Below are 22,059 nucleotides of genomic sequence, written 5' to 3' on the forward strand. Positions count from 1 at the left end.
ATAGTGGGGAAATGATTTGTAGATATAAAGGACGGGTTTTTTGATGGCACAAGAAGTCGCAAATAAATTTATTGAAAATGTATGTAATCATTTAGTGCGCAATATGAATATTACGAAGATTGAGGAGCACTTTAAAGAAGTAATAGAGATGCAGCGTAAATCGGCACAGTCTCAAATTGATTTTTGGGATATGTTAATGATGAATATGCTGTATTTTACTGAAAATGAGCAAGTTTGGGAAAACGAATTTCTGAAGATGCTTGAAAAGAAAGAGTGGTTAAAGGCCACTGTACTTGAGGAAGAGCTATTGATGCATCAAATGCGTATTCGTCAGCAGGTCGCGGAACAAATGGATGCCGCTAAAGAATTGTTTCATAAACAATATGTGACAGACAATGTGACAGAGGAAGATATTGTTTACGATTATGCTTATAGCTCTGCTGGACATTCAATGCGCATAGATTTATTAACGGTACTTGCCTCAACTCCAGAGCAATCAAAAGTGCTATTTAACGCAGATCCACAAGAAACGATTCGTATAGTTAACGGCTATATTGCTTATCATACTGATGGTCTTATTAATAAGACAAAGTTAATATAGTTTGGCTCATTCCAAAAGTTGAGATAATATTTGTTTTATGTCATGTATATAAGTCGATTGCAGTGCTTAGAGCGAGTTGAGAGAGAAATGAAGGCTAAAAGCATACGTTCTATAATAACGCTTTCGTTTATAAAAACATCGTGTTCCAAGTGTCGTATCGTACGCACCAAAAACTATTTATGATAACGAAGCAATCCTGTTTTTGTCTAGATATTTTTTGCAGTATAATAAGGTGACACTAAGTTCACCTGAAAGGAATTTTTTAATGAATACACCATTTACATTTAAACATACACAACCAACGAATATGGATCCAAATAGAAAATATCCAGCGATTTTTTTATTGCATGGAATGGGAAGCAATGAAGATGATTTACCACAGTTAGTGCAGGACTTTAAAGAGCAATGTCATATCTTTAGTTTACGTGGACCTATTACGCAAAAGCCTGGCTATGCTTTTTTCACAATCCAAGACATCGGTAAACCAGACCGTGAAATTTTCGATAAAGTATTAGTGGCTCTACAACGATTTGTGCTAGAGGCAATTGATGAATATCAAGTTGATCCACATAAAGTGTACATGCTTGGATTTAGTCAAGGAGCAGTTTTGGCACAGTCACTTGCTTTTGCAATGGGTAATTTAATTACAGGAATAGTAGCTTTAAGTGGCTACACACCGAAATTCGTGACAGAGGAATATGCAATTCGCCCAATCGATCACTTACATGCATTTATTTCTCATGGTGATTATGATTATGTCATCCCGTCGCAATGGGGTACTGAAAGTAAAGAAATATTTGAGCAATTTGGAGCGACTGTGACATTTAAGCAGTATCCAGACGGTCATGGTGTTACACTAGAAAACCTACGTGACTTAACTGCATTTTTAGCACAGGAATTACAGGATAATATTCAATGAAATGAAAACCGAGACATGAAAGATGTCTCGGTTTTATTTTTATTCTTTAGTAGATCAATCAAGCTCTATTTTGATAAGCTTCGATCTTTGTCGGTCACTGCAGTAACTGCATCGTGAATCGTTGTTTCAAAATGATTACTTTGTAATGAGGATACACCTTGAATAGTTGTCCCTCCCGGTGAGCATACCTGATCTACAAGGGCCCAAGGATGTTCCTGAGATTGTATAATCATTTTTGCACTGCCGAGTACTGCATTTGCTGCAATATCAAGAGCCATGTTTTTTGGCATCCCTTCACGTACAGCAGCACGTGCCAAAGCGTCAATATACATATAGGTGAAGGCTGGTGAAGCACCACCAATCGTTGTAAATATGGAAAATAGGTGTTCAGGGACCTCGATTATTGTGCCAACTGTTTCGAACAGTGAAATGACATGCTGTAGCTGCACATCTGATACTTCTTCACTCGCTATATAGCAGCTTGTAGAGGCACCGATAAGCGCATTAATATTTGGCATTACACGAATAATAGGGGTAATTTCAGATAGATAACCTTGAAAATATGAAATGTTTTTACCTGCCGCGATAGAAACAATGACATGGTTGTCTTGTAAATGCTTTTTCACCTCTGGTAAAACATCTGGTAACATTTGGGGTTTGACACCGAGGATAATGACGTCACAATTCGACATAATATCTTCAATAGAGCTTGCGGCTTGAATACCGTAAGAGGTTGTTAATTTTGTTGTTTTTGCTTTGGTACGATTATAGCCATAAATAAAAGTAGGATCAAAATCTCCGCTTTTACACATTCCTTTAATAATGGCCGTTGTCATATTTCCAAGGCCGATAAATCCGTATTTCACGTGGTAGACACTCCTTTATATAGTTAAAACATACACCTTAGTATAGAGTAGTTTGTTTTACTTGAATAGTAATATGCAAAGAATCAAGCCAATTAGGTTCAAATTCACGTCAGTCGGTGGTATCATAGAAGATGTTGTGAATGAACGTGTATCTCTATTTTCGTTAGGTAGAATATAAAGAGTAAGAAAATGATGTACTTTATGTGAACATTGAGACAGACTCTATCTAAAAGAGGTAGAATAATAATTTGATATGACTAATGCAAAATTTGTCGCTTTCTAATGGTAAAGCGTGTAGAAATTAAGAGAGAAAAGGAATTAAGATGAATGGAACAAAATCTAAAAACGGAGCACAAACTACAATCTTCCAAGAAGTCCTTGGAGAAGTCCTCACGCTCTTCTATTTTAGCGCAGACAGTAAAAACAGGAATCATTAAATCCAATTTAATTCCTATGTGGGCTGGTTTAACGCTAGGTATGTACAAAAATAAAATGACTTTTGTAGAGAATATACCTGAAATTATTTTCGCAACGATTGGCTCAGCACTTGTTATTGGTGCTGCTGGAGCATTTAATAATGTGTATGACCGCGACATTGACGCAATAATGCCTCGTACGCAAAGTCGACCAACTGTAACTGGTGAAATGTCAGCTAAAACAGCGTTAACTTTAGCTTTTGCCATGCTCATTATCGGGGCAGCTGTGTTGGCCCTTGCTTCTCCATTAGCTGCGGGCTTTGGTCTTTTAGGGGTATTTTTATATGTAGTACCTTATACAATGTGGACAAAACGACATACGATTTATAATACGGAAATTGGGAGTGTAGGTGGGGCGATTCCAGCTTATATTGGTTGGGCCGCTGTTTCTTCTGATATTACACATCCTGCGATACTTGGTCTATTTTTAGTTATGGTTATTTGGCAGATGCCCCATTTCTATGCCATTGCCATTCGTAAGCATGCTGATTACGAAGCGGCCGGCGTTCCAATGCTTCCAGTTGTAAAAGGGATGCGTCGTACTTATTATCAAACGAACTTTTATTTAATCTTATTAATATTATCAAGTTTTTTATTTGGCACTTTAAGTGTTGGCATTATGCTTGTTGCTCTATTGCTAAGCATTGCATGGCTTGTGATGAGTATTTACGGTTATCATAGTAATAAAGATCAAATAAAGTGGGCGACAAAAATGTTTGTTTTCTCACTTATCCATATGACAATTTTATTTACAACGGTTATTGTGTACTCTTTAGTAGGTGTTATTTTTAAATTGTATTAAAACTATTATCTTCATTCAGCACGAAAAGCCAACAGGTTATTCTACACTTGTTGGCTTTTCCTTTTCCACCGATATTATTTGATGACTTGGCCATTCTAAAGCATGTAACTGACCTCCAAAAACAGCTCCACCATCTATACCAATGATATTATTTTCGCCAAAATAGACACTGTAATCTGTTGGATTTTGGTGAAGTCTATAGGTAGGTGTATGGCCAAAGATTACAGTTTTCTCGCCTTGATAACCTGCATGAAATTCTTCGCGAATCCATAAAAATTGCAAGGGATCTGTTTCTGCTAAAGTTACACCAGGAACAACACCGCCATGTACAAAAATGGCATCCTCTAATTCGATGTAAGTATCAAAGGTTTCGATAAGCTGTAAATGTTCTTCGAGCTTTGGTAAGGACTGAATAAAGCTAGGTAATGTCTCATCTTCAATGACTTCCTTAAAATCGTCTAACTGATAACCATAGCTTGCAAGTGTTGCCTCGCCACCGCAAAGTTCCACCCAATGATTCCACGGCTTAGGATGACCAGAGCGGCAGGCTTTTAGCATAATGGCTTCATGATTTCCTAATAGAACACGTGCACCTTTTGCCTGCAATTCTCCGACTAAGTTTAAAACGCCACAAGATGCAGGCCCACGATCAATATAATCACCAAGTAAAAATAACTGATCTTGCACAGTATCATAATTAGCTTTTAATAATAATTCTTCAAAAAGTTCTAATTCCCCATGTATATCACTAATTGCTAGTATTCGATCCATAAAAGAGCATCCTTTCCAGTATTAGAGAAGCTATTATTTAGTATAGAGAATAATTTTACAAATTTCGACTAATGTAACTTTTAACCAAAAGTTTGGTTGTAATGTTATTACTCCATACTATCGGTTTCTAGTTACACTTTATCATATGACGAAGTGATTTCATTTCTGTATTCATTCGTCTATAGTGTTGGAATAGAGGAAGAGTGAATTTGCTACAGCTATTTTAACGGAATTATGGAAAACACATCATTTATAGGGTTTAAATGAAATTTAAGACTCGTGGTGTAAATGAAAAGAGCAAGGAGAGGTGAAGTGGTACAACAAAAACAGGAGACCCAAATTACAATTAGTCCATTACTGGCGGTATCGTACAGCTTTTATAAAGGTTCTTTCTACTTGTGTATAACGTAGAAGTATTTGGATGCAATGCTTCTACGTTATGTGCAAGTACAGTACTTTAACTTCTTTCAGCGAATGTTTTTTGTAGCGAAAGCGAAGCGACAGCTACAATTATGTCGAGGCATAATTGATTATTCTTGAAAGTTTTCCCATGCTTGCTTAACTATTGACTCGTCGAATGTTGATAGTAGTCGATAGTTGTTTGTATCTAAAATTCGAAAATGCTGACTAATGACGTTTTGTTGTAGACGATAACCTTTGTACTCGCTAAGATTTTTCCACCATATGTATCCACCCATCGTCTTTTCCTTAGGATGTAATGTTCCGTTGTTAGCGATTAAGTCGACAACCTCAAGTGGATCCCCGCCAAGCTCATGCTGTAAAATTGTGCTTTCTCGACATAATGCACAAACTGCAACCGTTGTAGTCCAGCCAGTATAAATACGACCTTTTTCAATTTGAACAAGTGTTTTTTTAGAGAGTCCTAGTAAATCACTCATCTGATCCTGTGTTAAATCTTTTTCGGTACGGATTAATTTCAGTTTTTCCGAAATAAGTGTGATTAATTGTTCACGATTCATCCAAAACACCCTTTCTTTCAGATAATTAAATACCATTATACATGAAAGTAGTATGAGATGTTTGTTGTTTCGCGGGTAACTGTGGTTAATTAACGGGTAAAGTATTGAATATTGAAACGAAAAAACAGACTATCCCGCAATCTATTGATTGGACAGCCTGTTAGATATTTAAATCTCATATTTTTTTGTGTCAGAAATAACGCGGAAATGGATACCTTTAATTTGAGCACTTACTTTATGACGTAGTGTATCAATATCTACTAGTTCCTCATTTTCATTGACACATTCTGCAATCTCTTGTAATAGCTTCGTAAATGCCTCTTTGAAGAGTGAACGCATATTATCAAAATCTAGGCTACGGAAGTTTCCGTCAATATCAAATGCCTCCACAGAATTTAATTGCTTTGAAGCACCAGCAAAACGATCATCGTATACTGTGTAGTTTTCATCTGTTACGACGATAATATATAATACTTCACCTGTAATTGTTTTTAATTCAATGTTAGTTTTGTGTTTTTTGACGTCAGTAATGATATGAATACCGTCCGAATGATATAGTTTAAACAATTTCATATGTATTGCCCCCTGAAAATAGAATCATATCCATATATTTATTATATATGGATATGCCTAATAATGGAATGAGACAAAAGTATTTGGAAAAACTAGAATAGGCCCATTTAAATGATAGTAATGGAGTTAAAACTGTTATAAACTATTAAGAAAACCGTATTAGTCAGATTATGCTTCTAATACAGCAGGCAAAATGTTGCGAAGGGGACGAACTTCGATGTAATGAATACGATGGCCTTGCTGCTCATAGATACTAAATATATAAGGGGCCAACTCAATATTTTTAGTTGCTTTAATGCCGTTATTTACAGTTAAAAACCAACCGCCCAATGTTTCGACTTCTTCTGCTTCAAGTGTTACATTTAATAGTTTTTCAACATCTTCAATGAGAATTTTTGCGTTTAAAATATAGTGATTGTCACTTACTTTTCGGATTTCTGCAATTTCATCATCATCGAACTCATCTCGAATCTCACCTACTATTTCTTCTAAAATATCCTCGACTGTTACAAGCCCTGATGTCCCGCCGTATTCATCCATTAAAATAGCCATATGAATTCGCTCTTTTTGCATACGCACAAGTAATGCTTGAATAGGAATCGTTTCAATTACTCGTATAACAGGATTAATGAAATCTTCAAGGATTAATGAATCGTCTGTAAGTTGTTCAAGCAAACTGTGTGTAAACAATTCCTTAACGTTGATAAAGCCTAAAATATTATCACGATCACCATCATAAACAGGATAGCGAGTATATTTTTCATCGGCGATAAATTGAATCATATTTGTAAAAGATTCATTTTTTTCAATTCCAACAATCTCTGTTCGAGGAACCATAATTTCACGAGCAATACGTTCATCAAATTCAAAGACATTATTCACAAACTTTAGCTCTGTTTTATTAATTTCACCACTTTCAAAGCTTTCAGATAGCAGTAATCGTAATTCTTCCTCTGTATGTGATAACTCATGCTCTGAAGCAGGCTTCATACCAAATAGGCCAATTAATACTCGAGCTGAGCCGTTCAGGAACCAGATAAATGGATACATCACTTTATAGAACAACATAATAGGTTTGGCAAAATGGAGTGTAATCGTTTCAGCCTTTTGGATCGCAGCAGTTTTTGGTGCCAACTCCCCGGCAACAACATGTAAAAATGTTGCAATGGCAAAAGCACTACCAATTGTAAAGATCGTCATATATTTATCTGAAATGCCAATCAAGTTAAAAAGAGGGTGTAGCATAAATTCAAAGGTTTTTTCACCGACCATCCCGATACCAAGCGCTGTTACAGTAATACCAAGCTGACAGGCAGATAAGTACTCGTCTAAATGATCGACAACATACTTTGCAGAAATGGCTTTCTTGTTGCCCTCTGCAATTAATTGGTCAAGTCTTGAGGAACGTACTTTTACAATAGCAAATTCCGTTGCTACGAAAAAGCCAGTTAAAGCTAATAAAATGGTGAAAATCGATAAGTTGAGTATGGTCTCCAAATAGTCGTTCTGTATGAACAGAACGTCACCTCCTAATTATGAATAAGTAAAAATAAAGATTGCATGAGCGCAATACTTTCGGGTGAAACATTTTTTTTAATCTTTTCGATATATTTATTGTCTTGTTTGTTTATTTGTTCAAGTAGAGAAGTTACATCCTGCATTTTTACACGTAGTAATTGCACATCGATTTCTTCATGCGAAGTGTTTAGTTCATGTTGTATTTCTATGAGTGAAAGACCTTGTTGTTTGCGTTGCTCAATAATATGAAGTCGTTCAATCATTGTAGGGGCATAGTAGCGATAATTGGATGCAGAACGTTCGGCTTCTAATAAGCCAATGTTTGTATAATAATCGATTGTCCTTTTGGTAATGCCTGTTTTTTCTGCAAGCTCGCCAATTTTTAATCTCTCTGTCCCAATGCAAACACCTCCAAACCATCACGTGATACTTTGATTATAACTTGCTAGTTTAGTCAGTTTCAATTAGAAGAGCCCGATATTTCAAAATTGTAAGATTTCTTTCGGGGAGGGGCTTATTTATGGATGAACATAAAAATAGCTTTCTTAACAACTAAATGTTAGAAAAGCTGTATATCCTTGAAAAAATAAATTAGTCAATAAAATGTCATGTTAAACAGTCACAGATGAGACCCTGAAGCAAGTAGGGAACGAAGGCTAAAACCATCACGTCCTGTGATAACGCCTTCGTGGCCAACATCCAGCCGCTGCCGCTACGTTAGCACTACGCTTTCGCGCAAAAAAACATCCAGCCGCTACGTTACACTACGCTTTCGCACAAAAAACATCCTGTTGCTGCCGCTACGTTACACTACGCTTTCGCACAAAAAACATCTGTTGCCCCAAGCGGCTCATCTGACGCCCCTAGGAAGCTTTGCTCTGTGCGAAAGCGAAGCGTCAGCATTTAAGGATGCTTTCTCAAAGATTGTTGTTTCTTCACTTAATAGTGCAGGTTAGGTGAAGAAAAGTTGGAACATCACACCATTCCGTTCGTCTTACTATAAAGCTGATTGGATTATTAAGATTAAAAGGAGTTCCACAGACTAAATAATAGCAACGATCTTTTAGAAAAGCCTTAAAACAATCTCATATATTGAAATTTGCTACCGATAATTTATATAATGTCAATCGTTACAGTGTATAAGGAGGTTATTATGAAGAAGATATTCAAGCATATCACTATATTGCTCGCGGCAGTACTTGTTTTTTTCCTTTGCCTACACTTACTTATCGTATCTCAAGGCAAAGATACTGCGAAAGAAAATGCAGATTACCTCATTATTTTAGGTACTCGTTTATCGGGGGATCAACCGTCTAGTCTGCTGTTCGAGCGCATCTCAACCGCAGCTGCATACTTAAAAGAAAATCAAAATACAATTGCAATAGCTTCTGGTGGCCAAGGGCAGGACGAAATTGTGTCTGAAGCTTCTGTAATTAAAGAATCATTAATTCAATTAGGTATTAATGAACAACGAATCATCACCGAATCCAAATCTACTCGAACTCTTGAAAACTTTCAGTATTCAATGGATTACATAGACAAAGATTCCACAGTTGTAGTTGTAACAAACCGATTCCATCTATATCGAGCCGAATCCATTGCTGAAGATTTAGGACTTAACGTAACCGGCTTACCGGCTGCAACACCATCTGAATTTCGTATTAAGTATTACTCCAGAGAATATTTAGCTATCGTGAAGTATTATTTAGAAAAAATACATATCCTCACCTAGCATCACAGAATAACAGCCTAGAAGAAGCTGCCAGACAATAACACTAACAATTAAACAAAAACAGGCGGTTCAGCCGATATAGTCATTTATATAGCCCAATCGTAAACGTTTGAACTATTGCTATACGGAAGAACCGTCTTAGGGAACGGTTCTAACTTGATCTTAAAGGAATGAGGTATCCGTGGGGTTGTATTATTCCTTACGTACCTCACAGCCATTAGTTGAGAAGAGAACACTATTACCGAGCAATCCGCGTAGCTATTATTGACGTATCAGAATTCGCATAGACAAACTCTTTAACGGGCTTGAATTCGCTTATGGTATCCCTAGTTCAGTTGGCGGTACCATTTTTATGAACGCAGGGGCTTACAGTGGGGAAGTAAAAGATATTAATCTTGCCTACTGTTTGCTAATAAAAAGTCTTATCGTATGAATTAATAAACTTAAACAAACAGGGAGCTTTAGTTAAATTCCCGATTATATCAGAAAAAAAGGCAGAATTTATTCTACACGTTTTGTAGATAAAATCTGCCTTTTTTTACAGTAACAATCTTTGAGAAAACAACCTTGTTTAAAAGCTACGGAGTTTATTTTTGTAAATATGTATCATATAGGTGATGAAGTGCATCCTCACCAGTCATTTCTAGAATCGTTTCGTCATTAAAAATAAGTGTTACATTTGTGAGGGCGCTATCAATTTTATTGTTGTTAATAGTGCATGTAACCTTTACTACGCCTGTTTCTGCTAGTTGTTTTTTCATCGTATCATCCCACGGTTGCTCAGAAAATAGTGGTGCTTGCCATGTGCCTCTCACATGAAGCTCACTTTTTTCGGCGTCATAATCCCAGCGTACGTCACGTAAAATAGTTTTAAATAGGTCATTAACCGTAAAAGATGTATCTTTGTAGTTAATGGCAATTGCTCGTACAGCATGTACATCACGACTAACTGCACTGGCTGCAGTTTCTGCTGCTGAGTTTATGTCTGAAACCGCGTCTTTAATTTCTGATAATCGATTACCACAGCCAGTTAGCAACGCGCAAAGACATGTTATACAAGCTACCTTTGTCATCCATCTCACAAGTAGTCCCTCCAGTATTGCAAGTTGATACTACTATAGTAACGAAAAGAAAACTATGAAAAAAGGGCATGAAGGCGGCAGATTGTGACGGTTTTGCAACGATGCGACCTCCACTAGAATGTCGAGAAATTGGAGTTTTAAAAATCTGAAAATTTAGTAAATTTTTCGAAGAAAGGGAGCGGTTTGTGATGAAGATTAATGATGAATTACTTGAGCGATTAGGAACTTATTTCGTGTACCATGCTGTTTATGAAAATTATGGCATTACCTTTGAGAATTTTGTGGAGCGTTGGTTACGAGGGATACTTGATGTATAAAAGAAGAAGAGTCGTGTTCAATACATGAACACGACTCCAATTGATTTATTTAAAATAATTTGTGATAAAATGGTTGGCCTCTTGCCAGTTATAAACACGTACGACATTGTCTGGAACAGCAAGGCGATTATACGGAGTGTCAAATAATACAACCGGTATTTTTAATTCCTCCGCAAGCATAACCGCATTATCATGCTTATCTTCAAAAAATGCATCAACACCATGGTTTTTTGCTACGGAAATTTTATCGTGACTACCGATGAGCTCGATATGATCATACGGAATAGATTGTGATTTAAACCAATTTACCGTAACATCTGATACATTCCCACCACGAGCAGAGATGTAATAAAGTTCGTAGTTTTTTTTCCACGTATTTAAAATATCTTTCGCATCTTTAGCTGCTTCAGATACTTCATACATATATGGCTCATTTTCTTTAAACCATGTATTAAATGCTACACGATCAACAGGGTGGGGAAATGCTGATAAAAAATCATATTCGCACACATCGTCGAGTGTAATATTTATATTGTATTGTTTATTGATATGTGGAATGAGAGTACTAGGACATGTCACTGTTCCATCGATATCAATACCAAAGCGAGGCTTTTTCATACTAGCACCTCCTTAGGCGTTCGCTTTTTCTGCTTCTTCAGCAGCACGTTTTTCTGCCATTTCAGCTGCTAATTTATCGATTTCTTTTTTCAACTCTTCTACCATTGTTTCTTCAGGCACTTTACGAACAGTTTTGCCCTTCATAAATAGTAAACCTTCACCACGAGCACCAGCAATACCAATATCGGCTTCACGTGCTTCACCAGGACCGTTTACCGCACAACCAAGAACAGCTACTTTTAATGGTACATTAAGTTTAGAAATATATTCTTCTACTTCATTGGCAATTGAAATTAGATCAATTTCGATACGACCACATGTTGGGCAAGAAATAAGTGTTGCCATATTAGAAGCAAGACCGAATGATTTTAATAGTTCACGTGCTACTTTAACCTCTTCAACAGGGTCTGCAGATAGTGAAATACGTAATGTATTACCGATACCTTTTGAAAGGATTGCGCCAAGGCCAGCCGCTGATTTTACTGTACCAGCAAATAATGTACCTGATTCAGTAATTCCTAGATGTAGAGGATAATCAAAGGCTTTAGACGCTTTTTCATAGGCCTCAATCGCTAAATTTACGTCTGATGCCTTCATGGATACGATAATATCGTGGAAGTCCAAGTCTTCCAAAATTTTAATATGGTGAAGAGCAGATTCTACCATACCGTCTGCAGTAGGGTAACCATATTTTTCTAAAATATGACGCTCTAATGAACCAGCGTTTACCCCGATACGGATTGGAATACCTTTAGCCTTAGCTGCATTAACAACAGCTTCAACTTTTTCCTTACGCCCGATATTACCTGGGTTAATACGAACTTTATCGATACCATTTTCAATTGCTTTTAATGCTAATTTATAGTCAAAGTGAATATCAGCTACTAATGGAATATTGATACGTTTTTTAATTTCCGCTATCGCATCAGCTGCACGTTCATCTGGTACTGCTACGCGAACGATTTGACAGCCTGCTTCCTCAAGACGAAGAATTTCTGCTACTGTTGCTTCGACATCATGTGTTTTTGTTGTACACATACTTTGAATGAATAATTCATTACTACCACCAATTGTTAAATTACCGACACGCACGGGACGTGTATTTGTACGGTGACAAATTTCACTCATTAACTTTCTCTCCTTTTCGGGCCATACTTTCGACCGTCACTGACATTTATTTTAGCAGTGTAAGAAAATAAGGACAAGGAAGAAACGTTAACTTTTCATTTTCCGCATTTGTTTTCAAATTCAAATGACAGCGGAAGCTTAATATTTTCACCAGGAACAAGAGCCTGTAATTGTAAGTGTGGATTTAATTCATAAAATAGTTGTAAGCGTTCAGGGAAGGTCATTGGTACTTTGGCGGGATGAAGTGCAAATAAACTGTGAATAGTATCGCCTTGAATAGTCTGTATAGTTATATAATTTGGCTCTCGCTGCTTCTCACAAAGGGCGTTTTCAGTTTCTTTCGGAAAAATGGCAGCAAGGTGTAATGAACCTTCTGTTAAATCTACTTTTACAACAAAAGCAAAAATAATAATGATAGCTGTTAACACAAAAGCACGCAAAAAATCCCCTCCTTTTCTACACTATATTTAGAAGAGAGGGGATTCATGCACATTATTTTTTGATTGGTTGTTTTGGATATTTTGTGATGGCTACGATTAGTAGAGTCACAGTTAAAAATAAAGAAAAAACAGAGATAATTGTACTGTTAATCGGTAGATAATCTGCTAGCATACTTATTAGAATTGCCCAAGTCATGGCAAATGTCGTAGTACGCCAAATGTGACGGTATTCACCGCGACGCTTCATGACTTTTAAAATCAGTAGACCTGCTACGGCATAGAGCGCAATTTGTGCAAAAATAAGCATCGTAGTAAAAACAAAAAGCATAATGAATGTCACGGGATACAATACCCATTTAACGTCTTCTATGTATTCAGTAATACCATTTAAACTATTCATATCAAATGCATCAACAGACATTCCAGCCGTAAAACGACCAAAAGAGAAAACTGTAACAACAGTAATTAGAAGAAAGGTATATTGAATGACCTTTCCGATCGGTAATAAACGATAGGCAGCAAGTTTTTTTGGATGAATTAAGCTATCGATAAATAGTTGTGAGTGTTTCATAAGCATATCTCCTCCAATCGCTATTCTACCATGTTCAACTTTGACAAGATATGAAATAAGAAATAATAACTGAGAATACGATAATGAAATGTTAATATTGTGTAAAGAAGTTAAAGGTTTTCTTTACTTTTTCTATACTATCATTTAAAGATTAGGAATAGAGAAGTAGAGATGTAGGAATTGGAGCGAATACAATTGACAATAGATTGGCAAAGCATACTGTTTCAATTTTTAGGCGGTTTAGGAGTCTTTTTATTTTCCATTAAATTTATGGGGGATGGGCTTCAAAAATCAGCAGATGATCGACTGCGTGAATGGTTGAATCGTTTTACAACAAATCCTTTAATGGGCGTGTTAGTGGGCATAATTGTGACGGTTTGTATCCAGTCGAGCTCTGCAACGACGGTGATTACGGTTGGGCTAGTGAGTGCAGGTTTTTTAACATTACGTCAAGCAATCGGTGTCATTATGGGGGCGAATATTGGAACGACCATAACCGCTTTTATTATTGGTATTAATATTGGCATATATTTTTATCCGTTATTGGCAATAGGTGCAGGGTTGTTATTTTTCTTTAAGAAAGCGACGTATCAGTATATCGGGCAAATATTGTTTGGCTTCGGGGGTTTATTTTTAGGTTTAGAGTTAATGAGTGCAAGCATGCAGTCACTTCATCAATTAGCGGACTTTGCATCATTAACCCTTCTTCTAAAGGATCTGCCCGTTGTAGGGATTTTTCTAGGGGCAGTTTTTACATTGCTTGTCCAAAGCTCAACAGCAACTGTCGGTGTGCTACAGGGCTTATATGCTGAGCATTTGATTGGCTTAGATAGTGCTTTACCTATTTTATTTGGTGAAAATATAGGAACGACCATTACAGCAGTATTAGCTTCACTGGGTGCTTCTATATATGCTAAACGTGCAGCGGCGGCACATGTGCTATTTAATATTATAGGAACGATCATTTTCATGGTGTTCTTTACACCCTTTATGCATTACGTACAGTGGATTAGTGGGCTATTCCATTTAGAAGCGAAAATGCAAATAGCGATTGCGCATGGCTCTTTTAACATAATTAATATGATGATTCAGCTGCCATTTATCGGAGGGTTGGCTGCACTTGTCACAAAGCTAGTTCCTGGGCATGATGGAAATATTGATGTGACAACGAAGCATTTAGATCCATCATTCATTGATTCCTCTCCGGCGATTGCACTCGGGCAAGCGAAGGAGGAAGTGTTACGTATGGGGGAACATGCACTTCATGGTTTAGAAGAAACATTTTTATATATGAAAACAGGTGAAGCTGCTCATATTCCTACAGTTTTACAATTAGAAGTAGCGCTCAATCATTTAGACAAGGAAATCACGAATTATTTAGTGATGGTGTCTAAGCAGCCACTTTCTCGAGCAGACTCAGTAAGACACCATACACTTCTAACAAATGTACGAGACATAGAACGTATTGGTGATCATTTTGAAAATATTTTAGAGCTTTTACAATATAAAGATCATCATGAGGTAAGTTTAAGTAAGTCAGCGCGACAAGATTTAATAGGCATGTTTAGCTTGGCGATTGAAGCTGTACGAAAGAGCATAGCGGCTCTGGATACAGCAAGTTTGAGCTTAGCGCAGGAAGTAACTGAGCTCGAAAGCTTGATAGATGATATGGAAGATAAGCTAAGACAAAAGCATATTGCGCGCTTAAATACGTACGAATGTAATGGAGCGGCGGGAATCGTCTATACGGATATCATTAGCAATTTAGAGCGTATAGGAGACCATGCTGTAAATATAGCTGACTCTATTTTAGGAATTAGACATTAGATCAATTGCGCCTTGGGTAATTGTAGCTACTTTGCTTTCGCTACAGAAAACATTTGTTGCTGACGCTTCGCTTTCGCACAGAAAACAATTGTTGCTGACGTTTCTCTTTCGCGCAGAAGACATGTGTAACTGAAGTTGCACTTACGATACAAATACATCTGCTGAATGAAAATAAATGAAACCTACAGCTTTGTAAATCCGTATGAAAGGCAATGCACGATAAAAGGAGAGAATTTTCATGGAAGTTGTTGGCTGGATCTTAGTGATTGCCTGCTTTATCATTTCATTTATTGGATTGGTATACCCGATAATTCCAGGTGTAATTTTTTTAATCGGTGGTTTTTTAGTATATGGATTATTTTTTTCATTTGCGGAGCTAAGCTGGTTGTTCTGGGCGAGTGAAATTATATTTGTTGTCATTTTATTTGTTGCTGATTCTGTGGCCAATGCCTTTGGTATTAAAAAATTTGGTGGTTCAAATGCTGGTATGTGGGGTAGTACCATTGGTTTATTAATTGGTCCGTTCGTCATTCCGGTTGTAGGTATATTAGTTGGTCCATTTTTAGGAGCTGTGATTGGAGAATTAATCGTAGAGCGTCGTACATTTGGAGAGGCTGTAAAAAGCGGAGTTGGCTCACTTGTTGGCTTCTTAACATCAACACTGGCAAAAGCAGTTATTCAAATCGTTATGATTGTCGTGTTCTTTATAGCGATATAATTTCCTCCTGTAGTTTAGCCATTTGGAAAACAGGGTAGTATAGTAATCGTATTGGCTTTTCAGTCAAAAGGCTGAAAATCTTCAATTTGAAGTATTTTTCGTTGAATGGTTTGACCAATTTTGATAATCTAAGGATGTATTAATTATTTCTTTACTTTAGGGAGGAACTTAACAATGGCTTACGAATTACCACAATTAACTTACGCTTATGACGCATTAGAACCACATATCGATGCAAAAACAATGGAAATTCACCATTCTAAACACCACAATACTTATGTAACAAACTTAAACGCAGCAGTAGAAGGCACTGAATTTGCTGAAAAAGACATTAACGATCTTATCGCAAACATTGATGCTCTTCCAGCTGACAAACAAACTGCTGTACGTAACAACGGTGGCGGACATGCTAACCACTCATTATTCTGGGAATTAATCGCTCCAGGCGGTTCAAAAACTCCAGTTGGCGAAGTTGCAAAAGCAATCGATGCTAAATTCGGTTCTTTCGATGCATTCAAAGAAGAATTTGCAAAAGCTGCTACAACTCGCTTCGGTTCAGGTTGGGCTTGGTTAATCGTTGATGGTGACTCAGTTGCTGTTACATCTACTCCAAACCAAGACTCTCCAGTTATGGAAGGTAAAACTCCAGTCCTAGGCTTAGACGTTTGGGAGCATGCTTACTACTTAAACTACCAAAACCGTCGTCCAGATTACATCGGTGCATTCTGGAACGTAGTAAACTGGGATGTAGTAGAAGCTAAATTCCAAGCTGCAAAATAATTAATGTTTAATAGAAGGCTATGTCAAAGGTGATTACTCACCGAGGCATAGCCTTTTTTGCTGGTTCTATAATCTTTGAGGTATTCAATACAATGAAAGGTAGAGTGAATGCTCCAAACGCCAACTGAAAAAATTGGCAGTCGGTTGGGTTGAAAGGGATGCGGTCGCCGGAAGGTTTGGAGTGCTTCGAATGGCCGTCATCCCCCTCAATCTTTAATATAAAAACTATTTTTCTAGCAATCGATAAAAAACAGCAACTTTTCATCTTAAAGTGCCGTCAAATAAATGATGTTTTCAAAACATAAATTCGCAAGTGCATGCTTTCCTGTCGTACCTTCAAATGGTATACTAAATATCGTGTGTATTTAAATTGTAATTAGATGAGGAGGGGAATACATATGCGCAAAGCACCGGGAAAAAATCGCGCGACAAGTGTTAAAGCAAAACATCACTCTAATTTAACATTTCGTATGAATGTCCTTTTCTTTGCTATATTTCTCGTATTTTCAATGCTAATTTTTAGACTTGGCTATATGCAAATCGTAAAAGGGGAAGATTATGTACGTGATTTAGAGCGTAAAGAGGAGGTAGCTGTCAATACAAGTGTGCCAAGGGGACGTATGTATGATCGATACGGTCGTATTTTAGTGGATAACCAACCAGAAAATGCCATTACGTATACAAAAATGTCGACGACAACAACAAAGGATATGCTAGGCATAGCCGAAAAGCTGGCACAATTAATTGAGCAGCCAACGAACCGTGTTACATTACGTGACAAACAAGATTTTTGGATTATAAAAAATCATGACGCTGCCTATGCAAAAGTAACAGATAAAGAAAAAAAGAAAATTAGGGCACAAGAAGATGTAACGGAAAGTCAAATCAATGCACAGATAGATAAACTTGTTCGTGAACGAATCACAAACGAAGAATTATTGCAATTGACAGAAAAAGACTTAGAAGTACTAGCAATCTATCGAGAGATGGTATCAGGATACAATTTATCACCGCAAATTATTAAGAGTGAAAATGTATCTGCCGATGAATTTGCGCGTGTCTCTGAACGTTTAACTCAATTACCAGGCGTTAACACAACAACTGACTGGAAGCGTTTGAAATTATCATCACTCGCTATTTTAGGACGCACAACAGTACCAGCAAAAGGGATTCCGAAAGAAAAGCTGAATTATTATTTAGCTCGTGATTATTCACGAAATGACCGTGTTGGTGAAAGTTATATTGAAGCGCAATATGAAGATTTACTGCAAGGGCAAAAATCAGTTGTTAAAAATATTACGAATAAAAAAGGGCAAGTAGTCGATACCATTACGACCTATGAAGGTGAGCCTGGTAAAGATTTAAAACTGACACTTGATAGTGAGCTCCAATTAGAAACTGAAAAAATTGTTGAGCGTGAATTACTTAAGCTAAAATCACAAGGGGGTTCCCGTTTACTTGATCGTGCCTTTTTAGTAATGATGGACCCAAATACAGGCGATATTTTATCAATGGTTGGTAAGAAGATTGAGAAAAATCCTGAAACAGGGAAAAATGAAGTGGTCGATTATTCATATGGTACCTTTACAACAGCTTATGAGGCAGGGTCGGCAATTAAGGCAGCAACTCTCCTTACTGGTTATAATCAAGGGGTTGTTTCAATGGGTACTACAATGGGAGATGAACCTATTGTATTAGCTAGTACAAAAGCGAAAACTTCAATTTTTAACCGAAGTGGTTATATTCAAATGAATGACTTAATGGCTCTAGAGCGTTCGTCAAATGTTTATATGTTTAAAATTGCTATGCTTATTAATGGAACACCATATAGCTATGGGATGCCACTTCGTTTAAAAGAAGATACATTCCCTAAAATGCGTAATAATTATGCACAATTTGGCTTAGGTGTAAAAACAGGTATTGACTTGCCGAATGAATTTAGTGGTGTAGAGGGTCCATCTGGTCCAACGATGGGTGGTAAAACACTCGATTTAGCGATTGGACAATATGATACGTATACGCCATTACAATTAGCACAGTATATTTCAACTGTGGCAAATGGCGGCTATCGTATTCAGCCACATGTTGTGAAAGAGGTACGTGAGCCATCAAATGATGGGCAACAGTTAGGTCAATTAGTGACTGAAATAGGGCCAACAATTTTAAATCGTATCGATAATCCTATAGAAGAAATAAATTATGTAAAAAAAGGATTACGTCTAGTTTATACAGGTTCGAATGGTACTGCACGAGCTCAATTTGCAAATGCACCTTATACAGCGGCAGGGAAGACAGGAACAGCTGAGGTAGTGTATTTCGGACCGTTAAAAGAGTATTATGGTACGCAAACACTTACTTTTACACATGTTGGTTTTGCTCCTTATGAAAATCCTGAAATTGCTTATGCTGTTGTCATTCCATGGGCGACGACTAACACAGGTGCACATTTAACTAATAATAATGTTATTGCTCGAGAAGCTGTTGATAAATATTTTGAGTTAAAAGCAAAATATCAAGCTGAAAAAGTGACTGAAAGTAATGTAAAACAACCAATTTTACCGGCTATTACAAATGACAAAATTGGTGAAGATGAGCAAGAATAAGAGAAACCGCTAGTGCATTTACATGCCTAGCGGTTTTTTTCAGTTTTAGAGTATTATTGAATACCCGCGAAAAAACACGGTATGAAAGATCACCATTTTCATACCGTGTTTTATTTATTTTTATATAAAAGACCTATTATACAGATAATTGTTGAATAGCTATTTCAAATTGTTGTTTCGGTTTTAATCCATAAAGCTCTATATTATTACAGAAATAAGACTCTACCATAAAATCAACAGCTTCCTGTAGAGTATATTCACGATGTTCCATAATAAGTGTTAAATACGTTTTAAAGTAATCGGCATTTTGTACTTTTGCATGCTTTATCACAAAGTCAAACTCCTCATAGATTATTTCCTGACACAATTGCTTATTATAGCATCTTTCCAAAAGGAAGCAAGTTTTATCTTCATTCAGAAAAGGATTCGTACCTCTGAATGAGGAAGATGAATGTGATGTGGTCCAATTTCAATGGGTGTCCAAACACCTACTGAAATAGAGGAACTCAGGCATCTGTGCGAAAGCAAAGCGACAGCTACATTGTTTTTCTACTCGCAAGCGAAGCGGCAGCAACAAGTACGCCAAGACGAAATTGGTATTTGTAAATTCATCTTTACAATCATTTACAAAGCATTACATTCCTTTACATCTCTTTTACGAACTGTTTATACGACTTCAACATTCAATCATTATAGTAAAGATTGTAAGACAAATAACTATAAAAAATGTTAGTGACGGAGGCAAATGAGATGAAAAAGTGGAAGTACTTAACGATGACAGCGGTAATGGGGTCAGCATTAATGCTTGGGGCATGTGGTAGCGACTCTGCACAAAAAGGTAACAATGCAGAAACAAACGCACCATCTAGCACAGGACAAAACGCTGCTGACGAAAAACTGCAAGGGACTGTAACGGGAGATGGTTCGTCAACAGTTGCACCAATTATTGAAGCAGTTGTAGAAAAGTATGCTGGGACTCAACCAGATGTCAAAGTATCGGTAGGTATTTCTGGTACAGGTGGTGGTTTTGAAAAATTCATCGCAGGTGAGACAGATTTTTCGGACGCATCTCGTAGTATAAAAGATGAAGAGAAAGCGAAACTTGAAAAAGCAGGAATTGCTTATACAGAGCTTCCTTTAGCATATGACGGTATATCAGTAGTTGTGAATCCTGAAAATGATTGGGCGAAGGATTTAACAGTTGAGCAATTAAAGAAAATTTGGATGGAAGATGGTAAAGAAAAAAAATGGTCTGACATTGATCCATCATGGCCAAACGAAAAAATCGTGTATTACGCAAAACCTACAGTATCAGGGACGTTTGATTACTTTGATGAAGTTATTTTAGAGGGCGCTGATCTAGCAAAGTCAGCAACATTATCAGAGGATGATAATATCCTTGTGCAAGGTGTAGCAGCTGATAAAAATGCAATTGGTTTCTTTGGTTACGCTTATTATCTAGAAAATAAAGATAAATTAGGGGTTGTAAAAGTAGATGGCGTTGAGCCAAATAATAAAACAATTGAATCTGGTGAATACAAACCACTTTCCCGACCATTATTCGTATATGTAAAAAATAGTGTTATAAAAGAGAGCGAAGCGGCATATGATTTCATGAAATTTACACTTGAAAACGCAGGAGAAATGGCAGACGCAGTAGGTTATGTCAGTCTGCCTGAAGAAAAGTATAAAGAAGCTTTAAAAACTTTAGAAGGCTTAAAATAAGTAGACATGCATAGAGGGAAAGAGATGTATGCTCTTTCCCTCTCTTATTTGAAAGGAGTTCCCAATGGTTTCTCAAAAAGAAAACAAGACATCATCTGTGCAGCAATTAATTGCAAAATCGCGCAATCATAAAACTAAGAAAATAGTGGAAAAAGCCATGCCAGCTCTATTATTTTCTGCAGCTCTTATCTCCATATTGACGACATTTGGCATTGTTTTCACCCTTATTTTTGAAACGTTTGAATTCTTTAAACGTGTTTCGATTACGGATTTCCTATTTGGTACACAGTGGCTACCGTTTTCAGGAAAGGAACCGTTATTTGGGATTTTACCACTAATCGCTGGAACGATGAAAATCACGCTAATTGCTGCGGTAGTAGCGGTACCATTTGGAATTGGTTCAGCAATTTATTTAAGTGAGTATGCAAGTGAAAAAACAAGACGTATTGTTAAACCTGTTTTAGAGGTGTTAGCAGGGATACCAACTATCGTATATGGATTCTTCGCATTAACATTTGTGACACCATTATTACAGCAAATTATTCCAGGATTGAAACTTTTCAATGCGTTAAGTCCAGGGATTGTTGTTGGGATTATGATTTTACCGATGATTACGTCACTTTCAGAGGATGCGATGTCATCTGTTCCGAATAGTATGCGTGAAGGGGCTTTAGCTCTTGGGGCAACGAAGTTTGAAGTATCTATTAAAGTAGTTTTACCAGCTGCATTATCAGGTATTGTCGCTTCGGTTGTTCTCGCTATTTCCCGGGCAATTGGAGAAACAATGATTGTATCACTTGCTGGTGGATCTACACCTAAATTTGATTTCAATGTGTTAGACTCTGTTCAAACGATGACTGCCTATATTGTACAAGTTTCAACAGGTGATGCTGGTTATGGTACGACGATCTATTACTCTCTTTATGCAGTTGGATTCACATTATTTATCTTTACATTAGTGATGAATTTAGTCGCTCACTATATTTCGAAACGCTTCAGGGAGGTTTACTAA

Annotated in this window: 24 protein-coding genes; 12 read left to right on the plus strand and 12 right to left on the minus strand. The window is 37.0% G+C overall.

Annotation, left to right across the window (positions count from 1 at the left end):
* Window positions 1-43: 43 nt before the first annotated feature.
* Window positions 44-601 carry a hypothetical protein gene (locus tag ACMZ42_RS10610; RefSeq protein ID WP_370081569.1) on the plus strand — a complete coding sequence of 186 codons (558 nt, stop codon included), beginning with the start codon at window positions 44-46 and terminating at the stop codon, window positions 599-601.
* Window positions 602-866: 265 nt separating this feature from the next.
* Entirely contained in the window at window positions 867-1,520 is a 654-nt protein-coding gene (locus ACMZ42_RS10615; protein WP_415731426.1) for an alpha/beta hydrolase, read from the plus strand.
* Window positions 1,521-1,585: 65 nt separating this feature from the next.
* On the opposite strand, the gene proC is transcribed toward ACMZ42_RS10615, so the two are convergent.
* A complete protein-coding gene (gene proC / locus ACMZ42_RS10620) occupies window positions 1,586-2,386 on the minus strand; it encodes a pyrroline-5-carboxylate reductase (RefSeq protein ID WP_370081573.1) in 801 nt (266 codons plus the stop codon).
* Between the two features lie 327 nt (window positions 2,387-2,713).
* Here proC and cyoE point away from each other — a divergent pair, with 327 nt between their 5' ends.
* A complete protein-coding gene (cyoE, locus tag ACMZ42_RS10625) occupies window positions 2,714-3,664 on the plus strand; it encodes a heme o synthase (RefSeq protein ID WP_402869599.1) in 951 nt (316 codons plus the stop codon).
* Between the two features lie 36 nt (window positions 3,665-3,700).
* Here cyoE and ACMZ42_RS10630 read toward each other — a convergent pair whose 3' ends face one another.
* The 5 genes from ACMZ42_RS10630 to ACMZ42_RS10650 all read right to left on the minus strand — a co-directional run bounded on the left by ACMZ42_RS10630 (window position 3,701) and on the right by ACMZ42_RS10650 (window position 7,907).
* Complete coding sequence (locus tag ACMZ42_RS10630; RefSeq protein ID WP_415731427.1) at window positions 3,701-4,435, minus strand: metallophosphoesterase; 735 nt, start codon at window positions 4,433-4,435, stop codon at window positions 3,701-3,703.
* 530 nt (window positions 4,436-4,965) lie between these two features.
* Window positions 4,966-5,415, minus strand: coding sequence for a helix-turn-helix transcriptional regulator (locus tag ACMZ42_RS10635; RefSeq protein WP_370081579.1), 450 nt, complete (start codon window positions 5,413-5,415; stop codon window positions 4,966-4,968).
* A 168-nt stretch (window positions 5,416-5,583) separates the two neighbouring features.
* Window positions 5,584-5,988 (minus strand): hypothetical protein, encoded by a 405-nt coding sequence (locus tag ACMZ42_RS10640; protein ID WP_370081581.1) that lies wholly within the window; start codon window positions 5,986-5,988, stop codon window positions 5,584-5,586.
* A gap of 168 nt (window positions 5,989-6,156) precedes the next feature.
* Entirely contained in the window at window positions 6,157-7,485 is a 1,329-nt protein-coding gene (locus tag ACMZ42_RS10645) for a hemolysin family protein (RefSeq protein WP_415731428.1), read from the minus strand.
* A gap of 32 nt (window positions 7,486-7,517) precedes the next feature.
* Window positions 7,518-7,907 carry a MerR family transcriptional regulator gene (locus ACMZ42_RS10650; protein WP_370081624.1) on the minus strand — a complete coding sequence of 130 codons (390 nt, stop codon included), beginning with the start codon at window positions 7,905-7,907 and terminating at the stop codon, window positions 7,518-7,520.
* 752 nt (window positions 7,908-8,659) lie between these two features.
* On the opposite strand from ACMZ42_RS10650, the gene ACMZ42_RS10655 reads away from it, so the two are divergent.
* On the plus strand, window positions 8,660-9,238 hold the full coding sequence (locus tag ACMZ42_RS10655; RefSeq protein WP_370081585.1) for a YdcF family protein: 579 nt from the start codon (window positions 8,660-8,662) through the stop codon (window positions 9,236-9,238).
* Window positions 9,239-9,825: 587 nt separating this feature from the next.
* On the opposite strand, the gene ACMZ42_RS10660 is transcribed toward ACMZ42_RS10655, so the two are convergent.
* The gene (locus ACMZ42_RS10660) at window positions 9,826-10,311 is read right to left on the minus strand and encodes a hypothetical protein (RefSeq protein ID WP_370081626.1); all 486 of its coding nucleotides are present in this window, start codon (window positions 10,309-10,311) and stop codon (window positions 9,826-9,828) included.
* 197 nt (window positions 10,312-10,508) lie between these two features.
* Between ACMZ42_RS10660 and ACMZ42_RS10665 the strand changes: the two genes are divergently transcribed.
* Window positions 10,509-10,637: a hypothetical protein gene (locus ACMZ42_RS10665; protein WP_256469430.1), complete on the plus strand. Its 129-nt coding sequence runs from the start codon at window positions 10,509-10,511 to the stop codon at window positions 10,635-10,637.
* 45 nt (window positions 10,638-10,682) lie between these two features.
* On the opposite strand, the gene ACMZ42_RS10670 is transcribed toward ACMZ42_RS10665, so the two are convergent.
* The 4 genes from ACMZ42_RS10670 to ACMZ42_RS10685 all read right to left on the minus strand — a co-directional run bounded on the left by ACMZ42_RS10670 (window position 10,683) and on the right by ACMZ42_RS10685 (window position 13,394).
* Entirely contained in the window at window positions 10,683-11,255 is a 573-nt protein-coding gene (locus ACMZ42_RS10670) for a 5' nucleotidase, NT5C type (RefSeq protein ID WP_415731429.1), read from the minus strand.
* Window positions 11,256-11,267: 12 nt separating this feature from the next.
* Window positions 11,268-12,383: a flavodoxin-dependent (E)-4-hydroxy-3-methylbut-2-enyl-diphosphate synthase gene (gene ispG / locus ACMZ42_RS10675; protein WP_415731430.1), complete on the minus strand. Its 1,116-nt coding sequence runs from the start codon at window positions 12,381-12,383 to the stop codon at window positions 11,268-11,270.
* Window positions 12,384-12,478: 95 nt separating this feature from the next.
* The gene (locus ACMZ42_RS10680; protein ID WP_370081591.1) at window positions 12,479-12,823 is read right to left on the minus strand and encodes a hypothetical protein; all 345 of its coding nucleotides are present in this window, start codon (window positions 12,821-12,823) and stop codon (window positions 12,479-12,481) included.
* Between the two features lie 52 nt (window positions 12,824-12,875).
* Window positions 12,876-13,394 carry a DUF1189 family protein gene (locus tag ACMZ42_RS10685; RefSeq protein WP_370081593.1) on the minus strand — a complete coding sequence of 173 codons (519 nt, stop codon included), beginning with the start codon at window positions 13,392-13,394 and terminating at the stop codon, window positions 12,876-12,878.
* A 195-nt stretch (window positions 13,395-13,589) separates the two neighbouring features.
* Between ACMZ42_RS10685 and ACMZ42_RS10690 the strand changes: the two genes are divergently transcribed.
* The 4 genes from ACMZ42_RS10690 to ACMZ42_RS10705 all read left to right on the plus strand — a co-directional run bounded on the left by ACMZ42_RS10690 (window position 13,590) and on the right by ACMZ42_RS10705 (window position 19,322).
* Window positions 13,590-15,221, plus strand: a complete 1,632-nt coding sequence (locus tag ACMZ42_RS10690) for a Na/Pi cotransporter family protein (protein ID WP_415731431.1) — start codon at window positions 13,590-13,592, stop codon at window positions 15,219-15,221.
* Between the two features lie 238 nt (window positions 15,222-15,459).
* Complete coding sequence (locus ACMZ42_RS10695; RefSeq protein WP_415731432.1) at window positions 15,460-15,939, plus strand: DUF456 domain-containing protein; 480 nt, start codon at window positions 15,460-15,462, stop codon at window positions 15,937-15,939.
* 174 nt (window positions 15,940-16,113) lie between these two features.
* Entirely contained in the window at window positions 16,114-16,719 is a 606-nt protein-coding gene (locus tag ACMZ42_RS10700) for a superoxide dismutase (RefSeq protein ID WP_402869611.1), read from the plus strand.
* Window positions 16,720-17,117: 398 nt separating this feature from the next.
* Window positions 17,118-19,322, plus strand: coding sequence for a peptidoglycan D,D-transpeptidase FtsI family protein (locus ACMZ42_RS10705; protein ID WP_415731433.1), 2,205 nt, complete (start codon window positions 17,118-17,120; stop codon window positions 19,320-19,322).
* Between the two features lie 136 nt (window positions 19,323-19,458).
* On the opposite strand, the gene ACMZ42_RS10710 is transcribed toward ACMZ42_RS10705, so the two are convergent.
* The gene (locus tag ACMZ42_RS10710) at window positions 19,459-19,653 is read right to left on the minus strand and encodes a hypothetical protein (protein WP_415731434.1); all 195 of its coding nucleotides are present in this window, start codon (window positions 19,651-19,653) and stop codon (window positions 19,459-19,461) included.
* Window positions 19,654-19,794: 141 nt separating this feature from the next.
* Between ACMZ42_RS10710 and ACMZ42_RS10715 the strand changes: the two genes are divergently transcribed.
* The 3 genes from ACMZ42_RS10715 to pstC all read left to right on the plus strand — a co-directional run bounded on the left by ACMZ42_RS10715 (window position 19,795) and on the right by pstC (window position 22,059).
* Window positions 19,795-20,055, plus strand: coding sequence for a hypothetical protein (locus ACMZ42_RS10715; RefSeq protein ID WP_415731435.1), 261 nt, complete (start codon window positions 19,795-19,797; stop codon window positions 20,053-20,055).
* 17 nt (window positions 20,056-20,072) lie between these two features.
* On the plus strand, window positions 20,073-21,047 hold the full coding sequence (locus tag ACMZ42_RS10720; RefSeq protein WP_415731436.1) for a PstS family phosphate ABC transporter substrate-binding protein: 975 nt from the start codon (window positions 20,073-20,075) through the stop codon (window positions 21,045-21,047).
* Between the two features lie 64 nt (window positions 21,048-21,111).
* On the plus strand, window positions 21,112-22,059 hold the full coding sequence (gene pstC / locus ACMZ42_RS10725; RefSeq protein ID WP_415731437.1) for a phosphate ABC transporter permease subunit PstC: 948 nt from the start codon (window positions 21,112-21,114) through the stop codon (window positions 22,057-22,059).

Origin of the sequence: Lysinibacillus sp. NPDC056185, from assembly GCF_047737915.1 — a bacterium.
Taxonomy (GTDB): Bacteria; Bacillota; Bacilli; order Bacillales_A; family Planococcaceae; genus Lysinibacillus.